We start from the raw sequence: 20348 nt of genomic DNA on the forward strand, positions 1-20348 counted from the left end.
TGTTAAATTTCGTGCAGATGGCGCTTGCCATCTGCACCGCGGATCACAACAATGGCGCTCCCCTCCCTTCTATCACCCAGCCGGAGTACCCCTCGTGCAACAATTGATTCTCAACCCCCGCGCCGAACGTCGCCTGAAACTTGGCCACCTGTGGATCTATAGCAACGAAGTGGATACCAAACGCAGTCCACTGAAGGGACTCGAGCCAGGCAGTCAGTGCGAAATCCTGGACAGCAAGGGCAAATCCCTGGGTTACGGGTTGGTGAACCCCAACCAACTGATCTGCGCGCGGCTGGTTTCCCGCAAGGGCCCCTTCAATACCAAGTCTCTCAAACGCCGACTGGAAAATGCCCTCGCCCTGCGCGAGCGGTACTTTCCCCACCCGAGCTACCGGATGGTCTATGGCGATTCCGACGGTCTGCCCGGGCTGGTGGTGGATCGCTTTGGCGATTACCTGGTAGTCCAGATCAGTAGCTGGGGTATGGAGAATCTGCTGCAGGATATCGTCGATACGCTGGTCGCGCTGGTGCAGCCCAAAGGTATTCTGCTGCGCAACGATCATCAGGGGCGCAAGGTAGAGGAACTGCCGGAAGTGTGTGAGGTGGCATACGGCGAGGTGCCGAAAATGGCACCGTTTGAGGAAAACGGGGTGCCGCTGTTGGCACCGGTCTACGAGGGCCAGAAAACCGGTTGGTTCTACGATCACCGCGACAACCGCGCACGGCTGAACCAGTGGGTGAAAGGTCAGCGGGTGTTGGATCTGTTCTCCTACGCTGGCGGCTGGGGTGTGCAAGCACTTGCTAACGGCGCATCACAAGTAACCTGCGTGGATGCCTCCTCACAGGCGCTCGACTGGTGTGAAGAGAATGCAGCGCTGAATCATCGCCAGGACGACCTGATTACCGTGCAGGGCAAGGCTATCGATGCCATGAAGGAACTGATCAATACCGGTGAGCGCTACGATGCCATCGTGCTGGACCCGCCAGCGTTTATCAAACGCCGCAAGGACCAGAAGTCCGGCGAGGCGGCCTATCGGCATATCAATGAACTGGCACTGCGGCTGCTCAACCGCAACGGATTACTGGTGAGCGCTTCCTGCTCCATGCACTTGGCATCCGACACCCTGCTCGAAATCCTGCGCGGCGCCGGCCGCCACCTGGAAAAGTCCATCAGCATAATCGGCAGCGGCGGTCAGGGCGCAGATCACCCGATACATCCCGCCATTGCCGAAACGCGCTATCTCAAAGCGCACTTTGTACATATGTCGGGATCCGTATCCGTGTAGGCTGGATCGATCGGCTTGAGCGCTACACAAACGCGTCGTCCGAGAGTTTTTTTAAGTGTAGCGCGAGGCCTCTGGGCCAGCTTGAAATGATCAACCGGAAGCGTGCTGCGTCGTTTTGATGGAGGGCCTGAATAGCCTCATCACAACCCGGCAGCGCCTTCGCCAGGGCATTGATGGATCTCAGCGCCGCCGCTTTGGCGGCCTGGTTTTCCGCTTCACCCGGCGAGCGATGCTGCCGCGGGGGGCGCTCTTCCATCGCATTGGCAATAAGCGCTTTGATGACAATCCCCGGTGGCTGACCCTGCCCCTGCAACCAGGCAATTTGGGAGGGCTCCAGATTCAGAAGTGCCATTAGCGACTGGGAGACTTTGTCCTCGCTATCGTGCGTGTTCCCCCCCTGCTGGCTTTCGCCATCGCCGGTGCTCCCGGGCAGCGCGGGTAGCCGTGAAAGCACTGCGGCTTCGGTTCCACTCATATCCAGTTCGATCGGATCACTGGTGGCATCATCAAATACGAGAACGGTTGCCAGATCGGCTTCCGACAAGGTCCGTTTCAGTTGCAGGGCAACTTCAGTGATATGGCCCTGTGCCAGGCGCTGGTGACCATTGTAGGCACTGACACTGTAGGGACCGCTGTAGCGCGCTTTTCTTTGCATTTTTCCCAACCTTTTGGTCAGGTATTGTATCGGGTTCACACGCTTCGCGGGAAATTCCGTGACGTGTTTAACGCCAATTTAATTCCCTTCTTTGTTCCCCTGCTGTTTTCCCACAACGAGAAAGCCCGGCATTGCCGGGCTTTCTCGGGACGATGTGGGATACGCGATCAGAAGATAAAACGTACACCCACCGATGCAGTGCGCGGACGGTTGGCGCGGGCGCCATCCGGTGCGCGGTTGATGATCGCCTGCTCATCCAACAGGTTGTCTACCTTCAGGTAACCCGTCAAATCCGCGCTGAAATCGTAGTGCGCGGCGGCATCCACCACCCACAGAGACTCGGTGTGATCGAAACGGTCGCCGGCACCCCGATTACACCTGTTATCCACACACATCTCGTCCTGGAAGGCCGCGGTGAGATTTACCCGCCAGGCGGCGCCGCTGTCGAGGCCGGCGGTCAACGCGAACACATTTTCCGGTAGGTAAGCAAAGTTGTCCCCTGCCAGCAGGTCACCACCATCACTGTCGCGGGTGATCTCGGCCTCGGTCCAGGTATAGCTCGCCGCCAGCGGTACAAACCAGCCGCCGGCCAGCTGCCACTGAGTGCCCAGGGAGGCTTCAAGGCCGCGGATTTCCGATTCGCCCAGTTGATAGCTGCCACTTTCCGCCTCATCCGGACAGGGCACGGCGATGGAGCAGTTCTGTACGGTATTTTCGTAGTCGCTGTAGAAGGCAATCACTTCCGCGCGCAGGTCGCCGCGGTTGTAACGCGCGCCCCACTCGTAGTTGGTGGAAAGCTCCGCGCCTACTCCACTGTCGGACCCGGCTCCAGGCGGCGCGAAACCGCGATGTACACCGGCGAGCAGCGCCCATTCGCTATTCACCTCGTATACCAGACCCAGCCCCGGCAGCCACTCGCTGAGGGAGTTGGAGCGGCTGCTGCCTTCCTCACTGCGGTCGATGCTGTTGTAGCGCTGTTGTGTGGTATCCACATCTTCGTAGCGCAGGGTGGCGGTCAGCGCGAGCTGTTCCGCCAGCTGGATCTGGTCGTAGACGAAGAAGGAGTTGGCGTCGGCCTCTTCCACACGGTTGTTACTCGCGCTGGGATCACGGACTTCCTGGAACAACAAGGCGCCGTCGATCTGGCTGTACTCTTCTGTGGGCTGGAAGCGATCCACTTCATCCCAGTGACGGCGCAGGCCGATTTCCAGATCGTGTTCGATATCGCCCGTAGCCAGCTGCCAGTCGGCACTCACCTGTACGCCGCGAGATTCGTATTTGCGGTTGTTGTGTTTGATGCCGAAGTCGTAGTCCGCTTCGCCGTCCAGCACCGCCTGCGCGGTGGCATCGCCGCTGTTGGCATCATCGATCAGATCCCCGAGGCCCACCTTGAACCAGTCGCGCTTGAACTTGTTGTAATAGGCCTGTGTGTTGAGGCTGAAGCTGTCGCTCAGCGCGATACTGTGGTTCAACTGCAGTCCACTGTGGCGGTTCTGCATCTCATCCAGGGCACTGATGCCATAGCGACGATTGGGGTCTGAGGCGAAATCCGCATCGGTCAGCCCTAGGTAGCTCATGCCGGACTCTTCTTCCGAGTACTGCAGTTTGATATCCAGCTGCTGGGCATAAGTGGCGTCGGCGACGGACTTCAGACGCCCCTTGACCAGGTAATCTTCCTTGGCGATATCGGCACTGCCGCCGCGGTCGATGTCACGGAAGCCGTCCGCCTGCTGCTGGTGGGTTTCCAGCAGCCAGCCGGTAGTCTCGGTGCTGTCGCCGTAATAGGCATGCAGGCGATTCTCCCCATACTGGCCCGTCTCCAACTGCACACTACCTTCGGAAACGCCGGGAATCGGCGTGCTCAGCATGTTCACCGCACCGCCCACGGTAAATGGCCCGTATTTCAGGGTTGCTGGCCCTTTGAGTACCTCGATCTGGTTCAGGCGACCGGCGGTTGGGAAGTAATACGCGGAAGGGGCCGCATAGGGCGCCGGCGCGATCAGCACGCCATCTTCCATCAGCGAGATCTTGCCGGAGCGGCCGCCGTCGGCACCGCGAATACCGATATTCGGGCGCAGGCCATAGCCATCCTCTTCTCGCAGGTAGACACCGGGCACCGTACGCAGCATGCGGTTGATATCCACAAACTCGAATTTTTCCAGCTCTCCCGCGCTGACCAGATGCGCGGACCCAGGCAGTTTTTCGGTATGTTCACTGCTACCGAGTACGGAAACCGTTTCCAGCAGCTCCGTTTTCTCTTCGGCGAAGGCACCCCCGGCGGTGGTCGTCAAAGTGGTAAACAACGCCAGTGACAGGGGGTTCAGGGTGAATCGACGCATGGCTCTCCGTAGTCCTCTCAGTTTTTATCTGATTTATTAATGAGAACGATTATATTTTTTAATACTGGTTGTGTCAATAGCTAGCCGGTGGTAATTGACGCCTTCTCACCTGGACGAGGGGTTTCTCACAGAGGGCATGCATGATGGGAACGCATTAAGCGCGCGATATGATGGGACGCTTTTATTGCCAGTAGTTGGGTACTTATTTCACGGGAGATTAGGATTACCAGCATAGTAAGCACTTACTCTCGGGTTATTTATGCTTAGACCACTGGAAACCACTGATATAGACCGATTGGGGCAACTCTGGCTTCATCTGGCCTGTACCCATCATCCCAGCCTGCCAGTGTCTTACTGGGAGGCGCGCCTGCAGGACACGCTAGAGCAGTTGCAACGGCTGTATGCGGCGATGCAGAGCTCTGGTTTTTCTCACGTTTCTGCTAATGATGAGCCTCGGCTTACCGCCTGGGTTTACGCTAACCCGCGCGACGATATCGCCGAAGGGTTGGTGGCAATCACCCCGGATAACGAGCTGCACACCGTATTTGTTGCACCGACACAGCAACGGCAGGGTATTGGCAGCACGCTGATGGCGCAGGCGATGTATGACCGCAACCAGCTGGAAGTGACGGTGCTGGAAGAAAACCTCCACGGCAGGTATTTTCTCCAGAAGCACGGCTTCGAAGAGACCGCCCGCAGCTACTCCATGGAGGCCCGACAGGACGAGTTGGTGATGATGTGCCGGGCGGCCTGACCACGGAGCGCGATCCGACTTTAATCTCACTCAACCCTCAACTTTTCCATCACTTGAAACAACAAAAGCAGCCCGGAGGCTGCTTTGTTCGTTCACGATCAAATTCTGGGTGCGTTAATCACACATCCAGGTTTTCCACCGCCAGCGCGTTGCTTTCGATAAATTCACGCCGGGGCTCCACATTGTCCCCCATCAGGGTGGTGAAGATCTGGTCCGCGGCAATGGCGTCTTCCACCGTTACCTGCAGCATGCGACGGGTCTCAGGATTCATGGTGGTCTCCCACAGCTGCTCCGGGTTCATTTCTCCCAGACCTTTATAGCGCTGGATGTTGTAGCCGCGGCGACTCTCGTTCATCAGCCAGGTCAGTGCTTCGGGGAAGCTGGTGACGGACTGCCGCTTTTCACCGCGCTGGATGTAGGCGCCCTCTTCCAGCAGATCCAGCATCTTTTCACCCAGGGTGCAGATGGCGCGATACTCTGCGGACTCGAAGAACTCGTGACTGATCACATAGTCACTACTCACGCCGTGGGCCACGATATTGATCGCCGGCAGATAGAGATCCCGTTCTTCATCTTTGCGAATGCTCACCAGGTGGCGGCGGCCGCCGCCGTCGGCTTCCTGCTCCAGCAGCTCTTGCAGGCGAACGCTCCAGGTCTGCATTTTTTCCTCACTCTGCAGGTCTTCCGGGCTCACGCTCGGCAAATAGACCATGGAGTGCAGGACCTGCTCCGGGTAAAGGCGATTGAGGCGATCGATGGTCGCCATCACGGCGCGGTATTCCTTGACCAGGGATTCCAACGCATTGCCTGCCAGCCCCGGAGCTTCCGGATTGACGTAGAGGGTCGCGCTCTCGAGGGCGGCGTTGGTGAGGTACTGGGTCAGAGACGCCTCATCTTTCAGGTACTGCTCCTGCTTGCCCTTGGATATCTTGTACAGCGGTGGCTGCGCAATAAATACATGACCGCGTTCAATCAGTTCCGGCATCTGACGGAAGAAGAAGGTGAGCAACAGGGTACGGATGTGCGCGCCATCCACGTCGGCATCCGTCATGATAATGATGCTGTGGTAGCGCAGTTTGTCGGGATCAAACTCACTCTTGCCGATACCGCAACCCAGAGCGGTAATCAGGGTGCCCACTTCGGCGCTGGACAGCATCTTGTCGAACCGGGCCTTTTCCACATTCAGGATCTTCCCCTTGAGGGGCAGGATGGCCTGGGTGCGGCGGTCGCGCCCCTGTTTTGCCGAGCCTCCAGCGGAATCGCCCTCCACCAGGTAGATTTCTGACAGCGCCGGGTCTTTCTGTTGGCAGTCTGCCAGCTTGCCGGGAAGCCCGGCGATATCCAGTGCGCCCTTGCGGCGGGTCATCTCCCGCGCCTTACGAGCCGCCTCCCGAGCTCTGGCAGCATCAATCATCTTGCCCACTACCGCCTTGGCTTCCTGCGGGTTTTCCAGTAGGTAGTCGGTGAACGAGTGTCCCATCTCCTGCTCGACCGCCGGTTTTACCTCGGAGGAGACCAGCTTGTCTTTGGTCTGGGAGGAGAACTTTGGGTCCGGTACTTTGACCGAAATGATCGCTGTCAGGCCTTCGCGGGCGTCATCGCCCGTAGTGCTGACCTTATCCTTTTTCCCTACCCCTTCTTTTTCGATATAGCTATTGAGACCACGGGTCAGGGCTGCGCGGAAGCCCGCCAGGTGGGTACCGCCGTCACGCTGGGGAATATTGTTGGTGTAACAGAAAATATTTTCCTGGAAGGAATCGTTCCATTGCAGTGCCACCTCTACCGCGATGCCATCTTCACGCTGGTTCTTGAAGTGCAGCACTTTGTTGATCGGTGTCTTGTTCTGGTTCAGGAACTCCACGAAGGCACGCAGGCCACCCTCATATTCGTAGACTTCCTCTTTGCCCGAGCGCTCATCCTTCAGCACGATGCGCACACCGGAGTTCAGGAACGACAGCTCTCGCAGACGCTTGGCCAGTTGGTCGTAATGGAACTGGATATTGGTAAAAGTCTCCGGGGACGGTTTGAAATGTACCGTGGTTCCGGAGGTTTCACTGTCACCGACGACAGCCAGTGGGGCCTCGGGCACGCCGTGCCGATAGACCTGTTCATGGATCTTACCCCCACGGCGGATGGTGAGTTTCAGCTCTTCCGACAACGCGTTTACTACGGAAACCCCCACCCCGTGCAGGCCACCGGACACCTTGTAGGTGTTGTCATCGAACTTACCACCGGCGTGGAGGACCGTCATAATAACTTCCGCCGCGGAAACGCCCTCCTCCGAGTGAATCTCCGTGGGAATGCCGCGGCCGTTGTCCGAGACACTGATGGACTCGTCAGGGTGGATGATGACTCTGATTTCGTCGCAATGTCCTGCCAGCGCCTCATCGATGGAGTTGTCCACCACTTCAAACACCATATGGTGCAGGCCGGTTCCATCGTCCGTGTCACCAATGTACATTCCCGGGCGCTTGCGCACCGCATCCAGGCCCTTGAGAACCTTGATGCTACTGGAATCGTAATTATTTTCTTGCGACATGCTGTTGCTCCATTACTCCGGTGTTTGCCGGCATTCAATAGTCGGTTTGCGTCACTTGGTGGGGCCGCACGCATAGTTTGTATCAGTTCGCTGCGCAACGCGCACAACCCACCAGGGCGGCGAAGAGACCGTTTTCACGATTGTCTCCTCGGTAAAATTCTTATCGGGTCGCACGCTATAGCGCGGACACGGTTCCATGTTCCACGTGGAACACTTTGGGGTCGCTCCAAGGGGATGGGAGCGCTCGCCAGGCTTGCGCTGTCATTTCTTGCTCAATCCCGCTGACAAGCACCTGGTCTGCGCACTGACTGATCCAACGAGCGAACAGCTTCTGATTATCTGTATCCAGCTCAGAAGGCAAATCGTCAATCAGAAACACCGGTTTGTGCCCCTCCCCCAGACAATGCGCCATCGCGGTACGTAATGCACACACCAGCATCTTCTGCTGACCGCGAGAAAGCACAAGATGTGCCGGCTGCCCCTGCACACCAAAACGCAAATCAGCGCGATGGGGGCCAACACGGGTAAAACCCTGAGCGATATCCCCTTCCCGGCCGGCTTCCAGTGCCTGCGCCAATGACAACCCTTTTTTCCAACCGGACCTGAGCCGTACATCCAGTCCTCCGAAGTGTTCCTCCGGTAGATCTCCGACTCTATCCAGGAAAAGGACACGCAGCCTCTCGAACACCGATCGACGAAGCTCATCGACCAATTCACCGCTCTGGATGATCTGCTGCTCCCAAGGACGCAGCATTTCTGGTTCGATTTTACCACGGCGAAGCAGCGCATTGCGCTGACTCAACGCACCTTGAAAGCTTTTCCAGTGCTGCGCGAAACGATGTTCCACGTGGAACACCGTCCAATCCAGCAACTGCCTGCGAACCCCGGGGCCACCATCCAACGCAGCAAAACTTTCACTGTTGATCACCTGCAGAGGCAGGCTGGCGGCCAGCTGGGAACTGGACGCTGCGGGAGATTGATTGATACGAATACGCCCCTTGCCATCCCTCCCCCGCTCCACGCCGAGCGTTACCCCGTCCGCCAGACGACCAAACACCGTCAGCCGATCGCACCCATACTGGATCACAGAGCGACTCTCCCGCGAGCGGAAAGAGCGCCCCGAGGCCAGCATATGTACCGCCTCCAGCAACGAGGTCTTACCACTACCGTTGGCGCCACAAAAAAGATTAACACCGGGTACCAGCTCCAGGTCAGCGGTGGAGACGTTGCGGAAGGATGAAAGGTAGAGGCGACTCAGCGACATGAACTACGCCAGACCGGACCAGAGAACACAGAGGGGACAAAAAGAAAATATGAAAAAGCCGCCGATTCGGGTAAATCAGCGGCTTTCAGTGGTCGAACAGAGATATGGTTGCTATGCACGTAAGTGAGGCGCTCCCTGCGACAAATGTTGCCTTACAGGCGCATTGGCATGATCACGTACAGGGAATCCCCTTCCTCTGGCTGATGTAGCAGCGCGCTGCTGTTTGCATCTGCCAGACCGATACGGATCTGCTCGCTCTGAATCGCGCCGGTCACATCCAGCAGGTAACCGACGTTAAAGCCGATTTCCAGAGCGTCACCATGATAGTCCACCATCACCTGCTCTTCCGCCTCTTCCTGCTCCGGGTTGTTGGCCACGATCTGCAGCAGCCCCTCGGAAACCTGCAACCGCACGCCGCGGTATTTCTCATTGGAAAGAATGGCTGCGCGCTGGAATGCCTGACGCAGGGCCAGGCGATCGGCAAAGATCTCATTCCCAGTAGAGCGCGGCAGCACCCGCTCGTAATCCGGGAACTTGCCATCCACCAACTTGGAGGTGAATGTGAACGGACCGCTGTTCACACGAATATGGTTATTGCCCAACACCACTTCTGCAGGTACATCGGTATCTTCCAACAGTCGCGCCAGCTCCAGAACGCCCTTACGAGGCACGATCGCCTGTACCGGTGCTTCGACATTCAGACCCGGCGCATCGCGGTCACACAGCGCCAGACGGTGGCCGTCGGTGGCCACAGCCCGCAACTGTTGCGGGCGACACTCCAGCAGCAGGCCATTCAGGTAATAGCGCACGTCCTGCTGGGCCATGGCAAAACTGGTAGCTTCGATCAGGCGACGGATCTCGCGCTGGGAAATGGAGAATCGGCTCTGGGCGGAGGTCTCTTCCTGGTTCGGAAAATCGCTCGCGGGCAGCGTAGACAGCTGAAAACGACTGCGGCCACTACGCAGAATCAGGCGCTCCGCATCGCGTTCAAACTTGAGCTCGGCGCCGTCAGGCAACGAGCGACAGATATCCAGTAACTTACGCGCCGGTACCGTCACCTCACCTTCCATCTCCGCCGGATCTTCCAGGGACAGGCGAGCGACGATCTCCACTTCGAGATCAGTGCCGGTCAGTGACAACTCCTGCCCCTGCAACTGCATCAACACGTTCGCCAGTACCGGCAGCGTCTGACGTTTCTCTACCACACCAGCCACCAGCTGCAGCGGCTTCAACAGGGCATCCCGACTCACGCTAAATTTCATAAGTTTTGCCTTGCTCCAGTCTGTTTATTCTCTTTGCCGGTGGACGTGGGCAACTCGCACTACCGGAAAATCTCAGTTCAAAGGTTCTCGCCGCGGCGCAACTGACACTGTTGCGATCAGTACACCTGCGGACTCTTGTCATGTATCAGGTGGTCAATGTTCGGGTCAGCAGACGTACATCCTCGCGGATATCGCCGTCGCTTTCCTGCAGCTGTCGGATCTTGCGACAGGCATGCAGCACCGTAGTGTGGTCGCGGCCACCAAACGCATCGCCGATCTCCGGCAGACTGTGGTTGGTCAATTCCTTCGCCAGTGACATCGCTACCTGCCGAGGGCGGGCCACCGAACGACTGCGCCGCTTGGACAGCAGATCTGCGACCTTTATCTTGTAGTACTCCGCCACCACGCGCTGGATATTGTCCACACTCACCAGTCGATCCTGCAGCGCAAGCAGGTCTTTCAACGCTTCACGCACCAGAATATCGTCAATAGGGCGGCCGGTGAACTGGGCATTCGCGATCACCCGGCGCAGGGCGCCTTCGAGCTCACGCACATTGGAACGGATACGCTGGGCAATAAAGAATGCCGTATCGTGCGGAAGGTCTACCCCCACCTGCTCGGCCTTCTTCATCAGGATCGCGACCCGCGTCTCAAGCTCGGGGGGCTCTACAGCCACCGTGAGGCCCCAGCCGAAGCGGCTCTTCAGGCGCTCTTCGAGACCGTCGATCTCTTTCGGATAGCGGTCGCAGGTCAGGATAATCTGCTGGCCACCTTCCAGCAGTGAATTGAAGGTGTGGAAGAACTCCTCCTGGGAGCGCTCCTTGCCGGCAAAGAACTGGATATCATCAATCAGCAGCGCGTCGACGGAACGATAATAGCGCTTGAAGTCACTGATGGCGTTCAACTGCAGCGCCTTCACCATATCGGCCACAAAGCGCTCTGAATGCAGGTAAACCACTTTGGCATTGGGGTTGCGCTCCACCAGCGCATTGCCCACCGCATGCATCAAGTGGGTTTTCCCCAGACCGACACCGCCATAGATAAACAGTGGGTTGTAGGCGCCACCCGGGTTATCCGCGATCTGTTGCGCCGCAGCCAGGCCGAGCTGGTTGGATTTACCTTCAACAAAGGAAGCAAAGGTAAAACCGCGGTTGAGTGCACTGCCATGCTTGATCGCACCTTCCACCTCCACCTTGCGCGGCGGCGGCACCGGCGCTGCGACAGCAGGCTCCCCGCCACTGTGTAGATCCGCCGGCAGGCGCTCCGCAGCGGTCAGGTTGTCGACCCCGGACTCCTCTGCCACCACATTGTTGAGCTGCGGATCCACGCTCGGGCGCGCGGCAACCTGAGCGCCAGGCTGAGAAGACGCCCGGGAAGGCACAGGAGAAGAAGCCTGAGCAGGCGCACGAGAAGAGGACAGCGAAGGTGGCGCGGGCGCGTGTGCCGCACCGGACGCAGAGGACTGCGCGGTACCACCGAGATTGCGGCGAAAACGGGTGGCACGACGATCTATGGACACCACCTCGACCGCAAGCGATTGCCCGCCGTTGAAATGCTGTACCAGGTCGCGAATTCTATCGAGAAACTTATCGCCCACCCAGTTCTGGATGAAACGGTTCGGCGCCACCAGACGCAACTCAACTGCACCACAGTCATCACTGACCCGTAGCGGCCGAATCCAGGTGTTGAACTGCTGCGGTGACAGCTCATCCTGCAAACAGGCAGCGCACTGCTTCCAAACGGAATCAGACAAGGAACCCCCCAAAATTGGACCGAGGCAGAACGCAACCGAACTGTTATCCACCGGCGCGGCCTCACAAAGAGCGGCACAGTATACTCCCGGGCAGTCGGGTTATCCACAAATAATGTATTTTTTATGAAAAGCAGAGCACAGAAAAACCGTGTAGTTTCAAGAGCTTGCACACTAAGTAGTCAGCAGGGGCAAGCTGGCCACCAATAGTTATCCACAACCCCCTGTGCATATCTTGGGATCAACCGGTGCATGGGATGAAAAACCGACGCCACAACAACATCTTGCAAAATTGACAGCAAAAGCCACCCCGCCAGAGCAACCCCGGATGCCATTGCACAGCGCCCGAGTGGATTGTGGATAGCGGGACGCACCCGCGAAAAATAAATGCAGGAAACTTGCATAAAACACTGCAGGTCAATTGATTTGGCTGTTGGCTTTCTATACAATCCGCCGCCTTCGCAGCGCATAGTCCATGGCGCAAGCGGTCCAGATTCACAAAATCCCAGGACTCAACTCCAGGTAGTAACAACATGAAACGTACATTTCAGCCCAGTAACTTGAAGCGTAAGCGCAACCACGGTTTCCGTGCCCGTATGGCCACCAAAAACGGCCGCAAGATTCTTGCCCGCCGTCGCGCCAAAGGCCGCAAGGTTCTGTGTGCTTAATTCTGCCGCTTAGCGCGCAGTCTTAACACTATGCAGTCCCCGCGCAGCGACTTCGGTTTCGCCAAGCCGCTGCGGCTGCTCAATGCGGCGCAATATCGCGCCGTTTTTGAGTCCGCTCCCGTCCGTGCGGCTCAGCCTCAATTCCTGATCCTCGCCCGCCCCAACGATCTCGAGCACCCTCGGCTCGGCCTCGTCATTGCCAAAAAACACGTCCGTAACGCCAGCGATCGCAACCGCATCAAGCGCATTGCCCGTGAGACTTTTCGCCTGCAGCAACACCAGCTATTCCCGCTCGACGCGGTAGTTCTGGCCCGCGGCGGCGCAGGAGAGCTGGACAAGGCCACCCTGACGAAGATCTTCAACAAGCTGTGGCGCAAGCTGGACCAGCGGGCCCGCAATCCGGAGTCACAACCGCCGCCCAAGGGCAAAAGCCGGGGCCGGCAGCAAAACAGGAAGGGACGAGGTAAACCCACGGCACAAACGGAACCGCAACAGAAGCGGAGCCCGCAATGACCTGGCTGGCGATCAAACTGATCCATGTTTACCGCCTGTTACTCAGCCCCTGGATCGGCAACCAGTGTCGCTTTCACCCCACCTGTTCCCGTTATGCGGAAGAAGCATTAAAAACACACGGATTCTGCAAAGGGGGTTATTTAAGCGCGCTGCGCCTTATAAAATGCCACCCTTGGCATCCAGGCGGTCCGGACCCGGTTCCTCCTGCCCCCGAAAAATCTGACACCCGGGCGACTCAATAATGCTCGCCCCTGCGACAAGGCTTTCAACATAATGGATTGGCAACGCTACACACTGGTCGGCGGAATCGCCGCCGTGCTTCTGGCCCTGATTTTCCAGTGGAATGAATTCCAGGAGCGTCACGCCCCGGAAATCGATCAGACCACCGTGGTTCACCACGAAGGTGGCAAGGGTGTCGAGGCGGAAACCCTGCCCTCCGGCCAGGCAGGCAACAACGCTGATGGCGTGCCCGACGCAGCCAGCGGCCAATCCGAAAGCGGCCTGCCGGAAGTGGGCGCAGCCCCTCAGACCCAGCTGATCACCGTCAATACCGATGTACTGACCCTGCTGATCGATCCCAAAGGGGGCGACATCGTCAAGGTGGCGCTGCGCAAGTACTACGAAGAGCTGAATACCCCGGATCGCCCGCTGATCCTGCTCAACCAGACCCGCAGCCACACCTACATTGCCCGCAGCGGCCTGATGGGCGGCAAGGGTGCGTGTACGGCCGGGCGCCCGCAGTTTTCCAGCGATGCCACTGAATACGCATTGAAGGAAGGCCAGGACACCCTGACCGTCGACCTGAAGCAACAGCAGAACGGTATCGGCTTCACCAAACGCTTCACCTTCAATCGCAGTGATTACCTGGTCAAGGTTTCCTACCTGATCGACAACGAACGCAGCAAGCCCCTGCTGGCCGGTATCTGCGGGGATATCCTGCGCGACGATCGCGAACCACCGGTGGATGTGGGGATCGGTGTTTCGCCTTTCCTCGGTGCCGCACTGCACACCAGCGAAGAAAACTACTTCAAACAGGACTTTGAAGATATCGCCGAAAGCCCCACCAATATCTCTATTGAGGGCGGCTGGATGGCGATGGTACAGCACTACTTCCTGAGTGCCTGGGTACCCAACCAGACCGAGCGCAATGACTTCCACCTGAAACCGGTAGGCAACGGCCTGTTCAGCATGGGCTTCAGCAGCCCGCAGCTACGGGTTGAACCCGGGCAGCAGGGTGTGGTGGAAGCTTCCTTCTATGCCGGCCCCAAAGATGTGTTCCGCCTGGAAGAGATATCCCCCTATCTGGACCTGACCGTGGACTACGGCTGGCTGTGGTGGCTGGCGAAGCCGATGTTCCGGGTACTGAACTGGATCCATGAAAATATTGTGAGCAACTGGGGCTGGTCGATCATCCTGCTGACGGTGTTCATCAAGGCGCTGCTGTTCCCGCTGTCCGCGGCGGGCCTGAAGTCCATGGCGCGCATGCGCAAGTTTGCCCCGCAGATGAAGAAGCTGCAGGAGCAGTACAAGGACAACCGCCAGAAGCTGGCGGAAGAAACCATGAAGCTGTACCGCAAGGAGAAAATCAATCCTGTGGGTGGCTGCCTGCCGCTGCTGTTACAGATGCCGGTGTTTATCGGTCTGTACTGGATGCTGATGGAAACCGTAGAGCTGCGTCACGCGCCGTGGATTCTGTGGATCCACGATCTGTCGGTGAAGGACCCCTACTTCATCCTGCCGGTGTTCATGGGTCTGTCCATGTGGTTGATGCAGAAGCTGCAGCCGCAGCCCACGGATCCGACCCAGGCGAAGATCATGCAGCTGATGCCGGTGATGATGACCTTCTTCTTCCTGTGGTTCCCGGCCGGCCTGGTACTGTACTGGATTGCGAACAACCTGATCTCGATTGCACAGACCTGGTTTATCAACAAGCAGGTGGAAGCGGCGACCAAGTAGCAGGTAATAGACCCGCCCGGTGGCGGCGGAGCACCGGGTGGAAGGTTTTGAAACCGCTGTGAATACATCTCTGTACGCTGCGTCAGCGACGTCCCTGTCGCTGACGCTTTCAAAACCTTCCACCCGCCGCTCCGCCTTAGCATTTACTGTATAACTCCGACACTGAAAGGGCCGCACTACGCGGCCCTTCCTTTATCTGACTTTTGGATAAACTCATACCATGTCCCAGCAAAGCCTCAGCAAAGACACCATTGCCGCCGTCGCCACCCCGCCGGGCCGTGGCGGTATCGGTGTGATTCGCCTGTCCGGCCCGAACGCCCGGGCGATTGGCGAGCAACTGTGCGGCAGAACCTTCAAACCGCGCTTTGCCCACTACTGCGACTTTACCCACGACGACCGCCTGCTCGATCAGGGGCTGGCGCTGTTCTTCCCGGGACCGAACTCCTTTACCGGTGAGGACGTGGTGGAACTTCAGGGCCACGGCGGGCCGGTGATTCTGGATATCCTGCTCGACGCCCTCCTCCAACTAGGCGCCCGCCAGGCCCGTCCGGGGGAGTTTTCCGAGCGCGCGTTTCTCAACGACAAGCTGGATCTGGCCCAGGCGGAGGCCATTGCGGACCTGATTGACGCCGGCAGCGCGCAGGCGGCGCAGAACGCACTGCGTTCACTGCAGGGTGCTTTTTCCGAAAAAATCGAAGACTTAGCGGAAAAACTAACCCATCTACGCATCTATGTCGAAGCGTCGATCGATTTTCCAGAAGAAGAAATCGATTTTCTCGCCGACGGCAAGGTGGCGGCAGATATCGAAGCGCTGCTGGCACAACTGGACGGGGTAGAGGCCCAGGCACGCCAGGGAGCGATCATGCGTGAGGGGATGCAGGTCGCCATTGCCGGCCGACCCAATGCGGGCAAGTCGAGTCTGCTGAATGCGCTGGCGGGGAAAGACACCGCGATTGTGACCGACATCGCCGGCACTACTCGCGATGTGTTGCGGGAACATATTCATATCGATGGCATGCCGCTGCACATTGCCGACACCGCGGGTCTGCGGGACTCTCCGGATCGGGTAGAGCAGATCGGAATTCAGCGCGCCTGGGAAGAGATCCGTGCGGCCGACCGCATACTGCTGGTGGCGGATGCGCGTGAGCTGGATACCCTGGACCCGGATCGGGCCTGGCCGGAATTCACCCGCCAGCTACCGGATCCGGAAAAACTCACCCTGGTAGTGAACAAGATTGACCTTAGCGAATACAGCGCCGGGCTGCTGGCCCACAGCGACGGGATACCGATTGTGGCCATCAGCGCCAAAACCGGCGCCGGTATCGACGCCCTGCGGGATCACCTGAAACAGTGCATGGGCTACAGCGCCGGCAACGAGGGCAACTTCAGTGCCCGCCGCCGCCACCTGGACGCCCTGACCCGTGCTCGCGCGCTGATCGTCAACGGTCAGGCACAACTCACCAGCAGTGGCGCCGGCGAATTGCTGGCGGAAGATCTGCGTCAGGCGCAGCTGGCGCTGGGAGAGATCACCGGCGCCATGACCGCGGATGAATTACTGGGCAAGATTTTCGGCAGTTTCTGTATCGGGAAGTAAACCTCTATTCGAAGTGCTAATCGACACGGAGCGAGAGCCAGGCCACGCACCAGTCCCATACCGCATCCCGCGGGGCAAGAGGTAAAGATGACCGCTTGCGGACGAGGAAAAAGCTGGGCTCTTTGATCATAGTTTCATCCGTGACCTGCACTAGACGCCCCGCCTCAAGATCCGCCGCCACAAACGCTCGACATGCCAAGGCGATGCCCTGGCCAGCCAGAGCTGCATCCAGCGCCAGTGTCGTCTGGTTGAATACCGCACCGGGCAGCTTGCCGTCGGCACGCAGAAACATCGGCCAATGATCGAGCGCGTCATGCAAGAGCGGACGCGCCTTAAGCTGTGCGGCTGAGAGAGGGAGCGGTAAATCTTTAACCAGATGGGGGCTCGCGACCGCGACCAGCTCCTGGTGGAACAGCAGCTTGGCCTCCAGCCCGGATGGGAACGGGGGGCGGGTTAGCCGCACCGCGATGTCCACCTGGTCGCGCTCAAAATCGGAGATAGCCTCGGTGGCGACCGTGCGCAACTCCACGCCGGGTAGCGCGGCGTTCAGCTCGGCTAGACGAGGGATCAACAGTTTCGCGGCGAAGGTCGGCGTAACACTGATCGTGACAGTGTCCGGTTGCTCCAGGAGTCGTCCGGTGGCGTCCCCGAGCGTATCGAAGGCGCGGGTCACGTCCATCAGGTAAGCCGCACCCGATGGCGTCAGGGCGAGGCCGCGCGGCAAGCGCTGGAACAGGGCCAGGCCCAGGTGCTCTTCCAACGCGCGCACCTGCTGCGCGACGGCGCCTTGGGTGACGCCCAACTCTTCGGCAGCGGCCCGGAAACTCAGTCGGCGGCCCGAGACCTCGAAGGCACGCAGGGCATTGAGAGGGGGGAGCTTGCGGCGGGATGGCACCATGGGAACAGCCTATAGTTTTTCTACAGTCTTACAGGTTTATTAATCACGCGAAACTTCGACTGTCAATTGAAATAATGCCTCCAGAACCCAACCAAAGGAGGCTGACATGGCTGAAGAAAAAGTTGCACTCATCATGGGCGGTGGATCTGGTATGGGAGCCGCTGCCGCGCGCAGGCTGGCTCAAGGTGGCTACCGTATCGCCATTCTCTCGTCGTCGGGCAAGGGCGAGGCGCTGGCCAAGGAATTGGGCGGTGTCGGTGTCACCGGCTCGAACCAGTCACTCGATGACGTGAAGCAGGTCGTGGATTTGACGATGGCGACATGGGGGCGGATCGACGCACTGGTCAATTCCGCTGGTCATGGCCCGCGCGCACCGATTCTCGACCTCACTGACGAGGACTGGCACCAAGGCATGGAGGTCTACTTCCTGAGCGCCGTGCGCCCGATCCGTCTGGTGGCGCCGATCATGGAAGCGCAGGGTGGAGGTGCCATTGTCAACATTTCGACTACCTGGGCTTTCGAGCCGTCCAGCGTATTCCCGACCTCGGTGGTATTCCGGGCGGGCCTTGCCAGCTTCACCAAACTCTTTGCAGGTGCCTATGCGGCGAAAAATGTCCGTATGAACAATGTGCTGCCCGGCTGGATCGACAGTCTTCCCGAGGTCCACGAGCGCCGCGACAGCGTGCCGATGGGTCGCTATGGAACTGTCGAGGAAATCGCAGACACCGTGGCCTTTTTACTGTCGGAAGGTGCGGGCTACATCACCGGCCAGAATATCCGCGTCGATGGCGGTGTGACCCGCTCCATCTGAATGGTATCGCACTGAGCACCCTCGCCAGGGAAGGCACCGACGGGGCCTTCTTCAGCTACGACTTCACCATCCAAAAAAACTGGTTCAACACAGGCATACGGCTCAACAAAACTGCACACCAAGCGCGAAGCGGTGGATCTTACGCCGCATCTCCACTTTCAGGTTGATGCGCCGATTCCTGCGGCCTGTGGGGAAGGCGGCGTAGAGAGTGAGCTGGTCAGTTAACCGCCAGCCAGTATTTACGAGACCGCGATCTTGCGGTCGCGTCCGGCCATGGCACCACACAGTGCCATCAACAGGGTTATCCCCACCCCCGCCAACAACGGCGCCTGCCAACTGCTCCACTGCTCGTGCAGCCCCCCGGCCAGGGTGGGGCCGGTGGCCGCGAGCAGGTAGCCGAGAAACTGTGCCATCCCAGACAGGCTCGCGGCCTGTATCGGGCTATGGGTACGAAACGCCATAAACATCATCGCCAGCAGGAAGCAGCCGCTGGACCCAAAACCAAACGCCGCCACCCACAGTGCCGCCCAGCCGGGATAAGACAACAGCCCTAATAATGCGGCACTCATCAACAGCGCCATGGCTACCGCCATCAGTTTCTGATCGCTGAAGCGGGCAATCACCGGCGCCAGAAACAAGCCCGGCAGCGCCGATGCCAGCTGCATCTCACCGTGTAATGTCCCCGCCATCACCGCGGAAAACCCATTCTCCGCCAGGATCTCTGGCAGCCAACTGGCCATGGAGTAAAACATCAGAGAGTTGAAGCCCATAAAGAAGGTGATCTGCCAGGCGAGCGGAGAGCGCCACAGGGCGGCCCCGGAGGTGTGCTCTACCGAGGATGGGCTCACTTCGGGAGGTGCCCGCAGCGCCCACACCGCCAGCGCTGCGAGGGGCACCAGCGCAATCGCCGCCAACCCCACCTGCCATCCAAACCACAGCGCCAGCGGTACCACACAGACCGAGGCAATAGCACCGGCTACCCCCATGGCGATACCGCTGAGACTGGTGGCCATGGGCACCCGGTCGGGAAAGTCAGTCTTCACCACACTGGGCAACAACACATTCCCCAGCGCGATACCGGCACCGATCACCGCTGTGCCCGCAAACAGCGCCATTACCGAGCCCGCAGAGCGCAACATAACGCCAGCGACAACGGCCAGTAGCGCCCCAAAAATGGTTACGCCCAACCCCCACCTGCGCGCAAGCGTCGCGGCAAACAGTGACCCGAGGCTGAACATCAGTAGTGGCAGTGTTGTCAGCAAGCCAGCCGTCGCCGCATCCATCCGCAGCTCTTGCTGCAGCATACCAATCAAAGGCCCCACCCCGGTCACCGGCGCGCGCAGACAGGCCGCCATCAGGATCAGACCGGCCAACAGCACCCAGCCCTGGAAGTGTGGCGACTGACGGTTGTGCTCGGACATCATTCAACTCTCGGTAATCCGTGGGGGCACTTCTCTGGAAACCCCTCTGCTGTGCCGGCAATTGACAGAAAAGAGAGGACTGACAGGAAAAGAGCCGCATTGTAGAGCCTGTCAGCGAGGAGATCGAACCCCGCCCACAAAAGAAAAGTGCGGTGCCAAGGTCAGTGCGCCGTACAACGCCAGAGAATCAGACACAGGCTTTACGCATTCAAGCCACAGGAGTTGCCCACACAAGCCCACAGGATTATCCACAACGATAAGCCAACCACAGGTCAAACACAGATAGTTACCCCGGTAATTCACAGATCCATGCACAAGCGACAACAGGGGGAGGGAAGAAATTTGCCCCTGTGGGTGAAACACGGGAAAAAGGGGCGGATAGCAGCGGGGTGAAATGGGGATAAACACAGCGACAAGCCAGAACCGCAAAAGTTATCCCATCCGTCCACAGCAGCGTACCGTGGTTACCCCTGCTTCCACACAGGGGTTCAGGGTGTGGTTATCATCAACATAAGGCTTTGAATTTATTGAATTTTTTTCAGTTATACCGAAAAATTCGCCCTCTTATAATTACAACAAATACAAACTAACCATATACATAGATATGTATAAGTTAATTAATTAGGTGTTTGAGAACAG

The 20348-nt window shown here is 58.6% G+C and carries 16 protein-coding genes; 8 read left to right on the forward strand and 8 right to left on the reverse strand.

Features of this window, described 5'->3' with window-relative positions:
- Nucleotides 1-94: 94 nt before the first annotated feature.
- Nucleotides 95-1285 carry a class I SAM-dependent rRNA methyltransferase gene (locus LPW13_RS15700; RefSeq protein ID WP_230436853.1) on the forward strand — a complete coding sequence of 397 codons (1191 nt, stop codon included), beginning with the start codon at nucleotides 95-97 and terminating at the stop codon, nucleotides 1283-1285.
- A 22-nt stretch (nucleotides 1286-1307) separates the two neighbouring features.
- On the opposite strand, the gene LPW13_RS15705 is transcribed toward LPW13_RS15700, so the two are convergent.
- Nucleotides 1308-1940 carry a DUF2239 family protein gene (locus LPW13_RS15705; RefSeq protein ID WP_230436855.1) on the reverse strand — a complete coding sequence of 211 codons (633 nt, stop codon included), beginning with the start codon at nucleotides 1938-1940 and terminating at the stop codon, nucleotides 1308-1310.
- 167 nt (nucleotides 1941-2107) lie between these two features.
- Nucleotides 2108-4279, reverse strand: coding sequence for a TonB-dependent receptor family protein (locus LPW13_RS15710; protein ID WP_230436856.1), 2172 nt, complete (start codon nucleotides 4277-4279; stop codon nucleotides 2108-2110).
- Between the two features lie 259 nt (nucleotides 4280-4538).
- On the opposite strand from LPW13_RS15710, the gene LPW13_RS15715 reads away from it, so the two are divergent.
- Nucleotides 4539-5033, forward strand: a complete 495-nt coding sequence (locus LPW13_RS15715) for a GNAT family N-acetyltransferase (RefSeq protein WP_230436858.1) — start codon at nucleotides 4539-4541, stop codon at nucleotides 5031-5033.
- A 118-nt stretch (nucleotides 5034-5151) separates the two neighbouring features.
- On the opposite strand, the gene gyrB is transcribed toward LPW13_RS15715, so the two are convergent.
- The 4 genes from gyrB to dnaA all read right to left on the reverse strand — a co-directional run bounded on the left by gyrB (nucleotide 5152) and on the right by dnaA (nucleotide 11851).
- Nucleotides 5152-7572, reverse strand: a complete 2421-nt coding sequence (gene gyrB / locus LPW13_RS15720) for a DNA topoisomerase (ATP-hydrolyzing) subunit B (protein WP_230436860.1) — start codon at nucleotides 7570-7572, stop codon at nucleotides 5152-5154.
- A gap of 175 nt (nucleotides 7573-7747) precedes the next feature.
- A complete protein-coding gene (gene recF, locus LPW13_RS15725; protein WP_230436861.1) occupies nucleotides 7748-8836 on the reverse strand; it encodes a DNA replication/repair protein RecF in 1089 nt (362 codons plus the stop codon).
- 152 nt (nucleotides 8837-8988) lie between these two features.
- Nucleotides 8989-10098, reverse strand: coding sequence for a DNA polymerase III subunit beta (gene dnaN / locus LPW13_RS15730; RefSeq protein WP_230436863.1), 1110 nt, complete (start codon nucleotides 10096-10098; stop codon nucleotides 8989-8991).
- A gap of 145 nt (nucleotides 10099-10243) precedes the next feature.
- The gene (dnaA, locus tag LPW13_RS15735; protein ID WP_230436865.1) at nucleotides 10244-11851 is read right to left on the reverse strand and encodes a chromosomal replication initiator protein DnaA; all 1608 of its coding nucleotides are present in this window, start codon (nucleotides 11849-11851) and stop codon (nucleotides 10244-10246) included.
- 530 nt (nucleotides 11852-12381) lie between these two features.
- On the opposite strand from dnaA, the gene rpmH reads away from it, so the two are divergent.
- The 5 genes from rpmH to mnmE all read left to right on the forward strand — a co-directional run bounded on the left by rpmH (nucleotide 12382) and on the right by mnmE (nucleotide 16579).
- Nucleotides 12382-12516 carry a 50S ribosomal protein L34 gene (gene rpmH / locus LPW13_RS15740; protein ID WP_066959759.1) on the forward strand — a complete coding sequence of 45 codons (135 nt, stop codon included), beginning with the start codon at nucleotides 12382-12384 and terminating at the stop codon, nucleotides 12514-12516.
- Between the two features lie 30 nt (nucleotides 12517-12546).
- Nucleotides 12547-13029, forward strand: a complete 483-nt coding sequence (rnpA, locus tag LPW13_RS15745) for a ribonuclease P protein component (protein WP_268932657.1) — start codon at nucleotides 12547-12549, stop codon at nucleotides 13027-13029.
- Nucleotides 13026-13271 (forward strand): membrane protein insertion efficiency factor YidD, encoded by a 246-nt coding sequence (gene yidD, locus LPW13_RS15750; RefSeq protein ID WP_230436867.1) that lies wholly within the window; start codon nucleotides 13026-13028, stop codon nucleotides 13269-13271. Before rnpA ends, yidD begins: the two co-directional genes overlap by 4 nt.
- 31 nt (nucleotides 13272-13302) lie before the next feature.
- Nucleotides 13303-14985, forward strand: coding sequence for a membrane protein insertase YidC (gene yidC / locus LPW13_RS15755; protein ID WP_230436868.1), 1683 nt, complete (start codon nucleotides 13303-13305; stop codon nucleotides 14983-14985).
- Between the two features lie 220 nt (nucleotides 14986-15205).
- Nucleotides 15206-16579 carry a tRNA uridine-5-carboxymethylaminomethyl(34) synthesis GTPase MnmE gene (mnmE, locus tag LPW13_RS15760; RefSeq protein ID WP_230436870.1) on the forward strand — a complete coding sequence of 458 codons (1374 nt, stop codon included), beginning with the start codon at nucleotides 15206-15208 and terminating at the stop codon, nucleotides 16577-16579.
- A gap of 16 nt (nucleotides 16580-16595) precedes the next feature.
- Here mnmE and LPW13_RS15765 read toward each other — a convergent pair whose 3' ends face one another.
- Complete coding sequence (locus LPW13_RS15765) at nucleotides 16596-17477, reverse strand: LysR substrate-binding domain-containing protein (RefSeq protein ID WP_230436872.1); 882 nt, start codon at nucleotides 17475-17477, stop codon at nucleotides 16596-16598.
- Between the two features lie 106 nt (nucleotides 17478-17583).
- Here LPW13_RS15765 and LPW13_RS15770 point away from each other — a divergent pair, with 106 nt between their 5' ends.
- Nucleotides 17584-18288 carry an SDR family oxidoreductase gene (locus tag LPW13_RS15770; protein ID WP_230436873.1) on the forward strand — a complete coding sequence of 235 codons (705 nt, stop codon included), beginning with the start codon at nucleotides 17584-17586 and terminating at the stop codon, nucleotides 18286-18288.
- 239 nt (nucleotides 18289-18527) lie between these two features.
- Here LPW13_RS15770 and LPW13_RS15775 read toward each other — a convergent pair whose 3' ends face one another.
- Nucleotides 18528-19712 (reverse strand): MFS transporter, encoded by a 1185-nt coding sequence (locus LPW13_RS15775; protein WP_230436875.1) that lies wholly within the window; start codon nucleotides 19710-19712, stop codon nucleotides 18528-18530.
- Nucleotides 19713-20348: the final 636 nt, after the last annotated feature.

The sequence above is a fragment of the Microbulbifer celer genome, from assembly GCF_020991125.1.
GTDB classification, from domain to species: Bacteria; Pseudomonadota; Gammaproteobacteria; order Pseudomonadales; family Cellvibrionaceae; genus Microbulbifer; species Microbulbifer celer.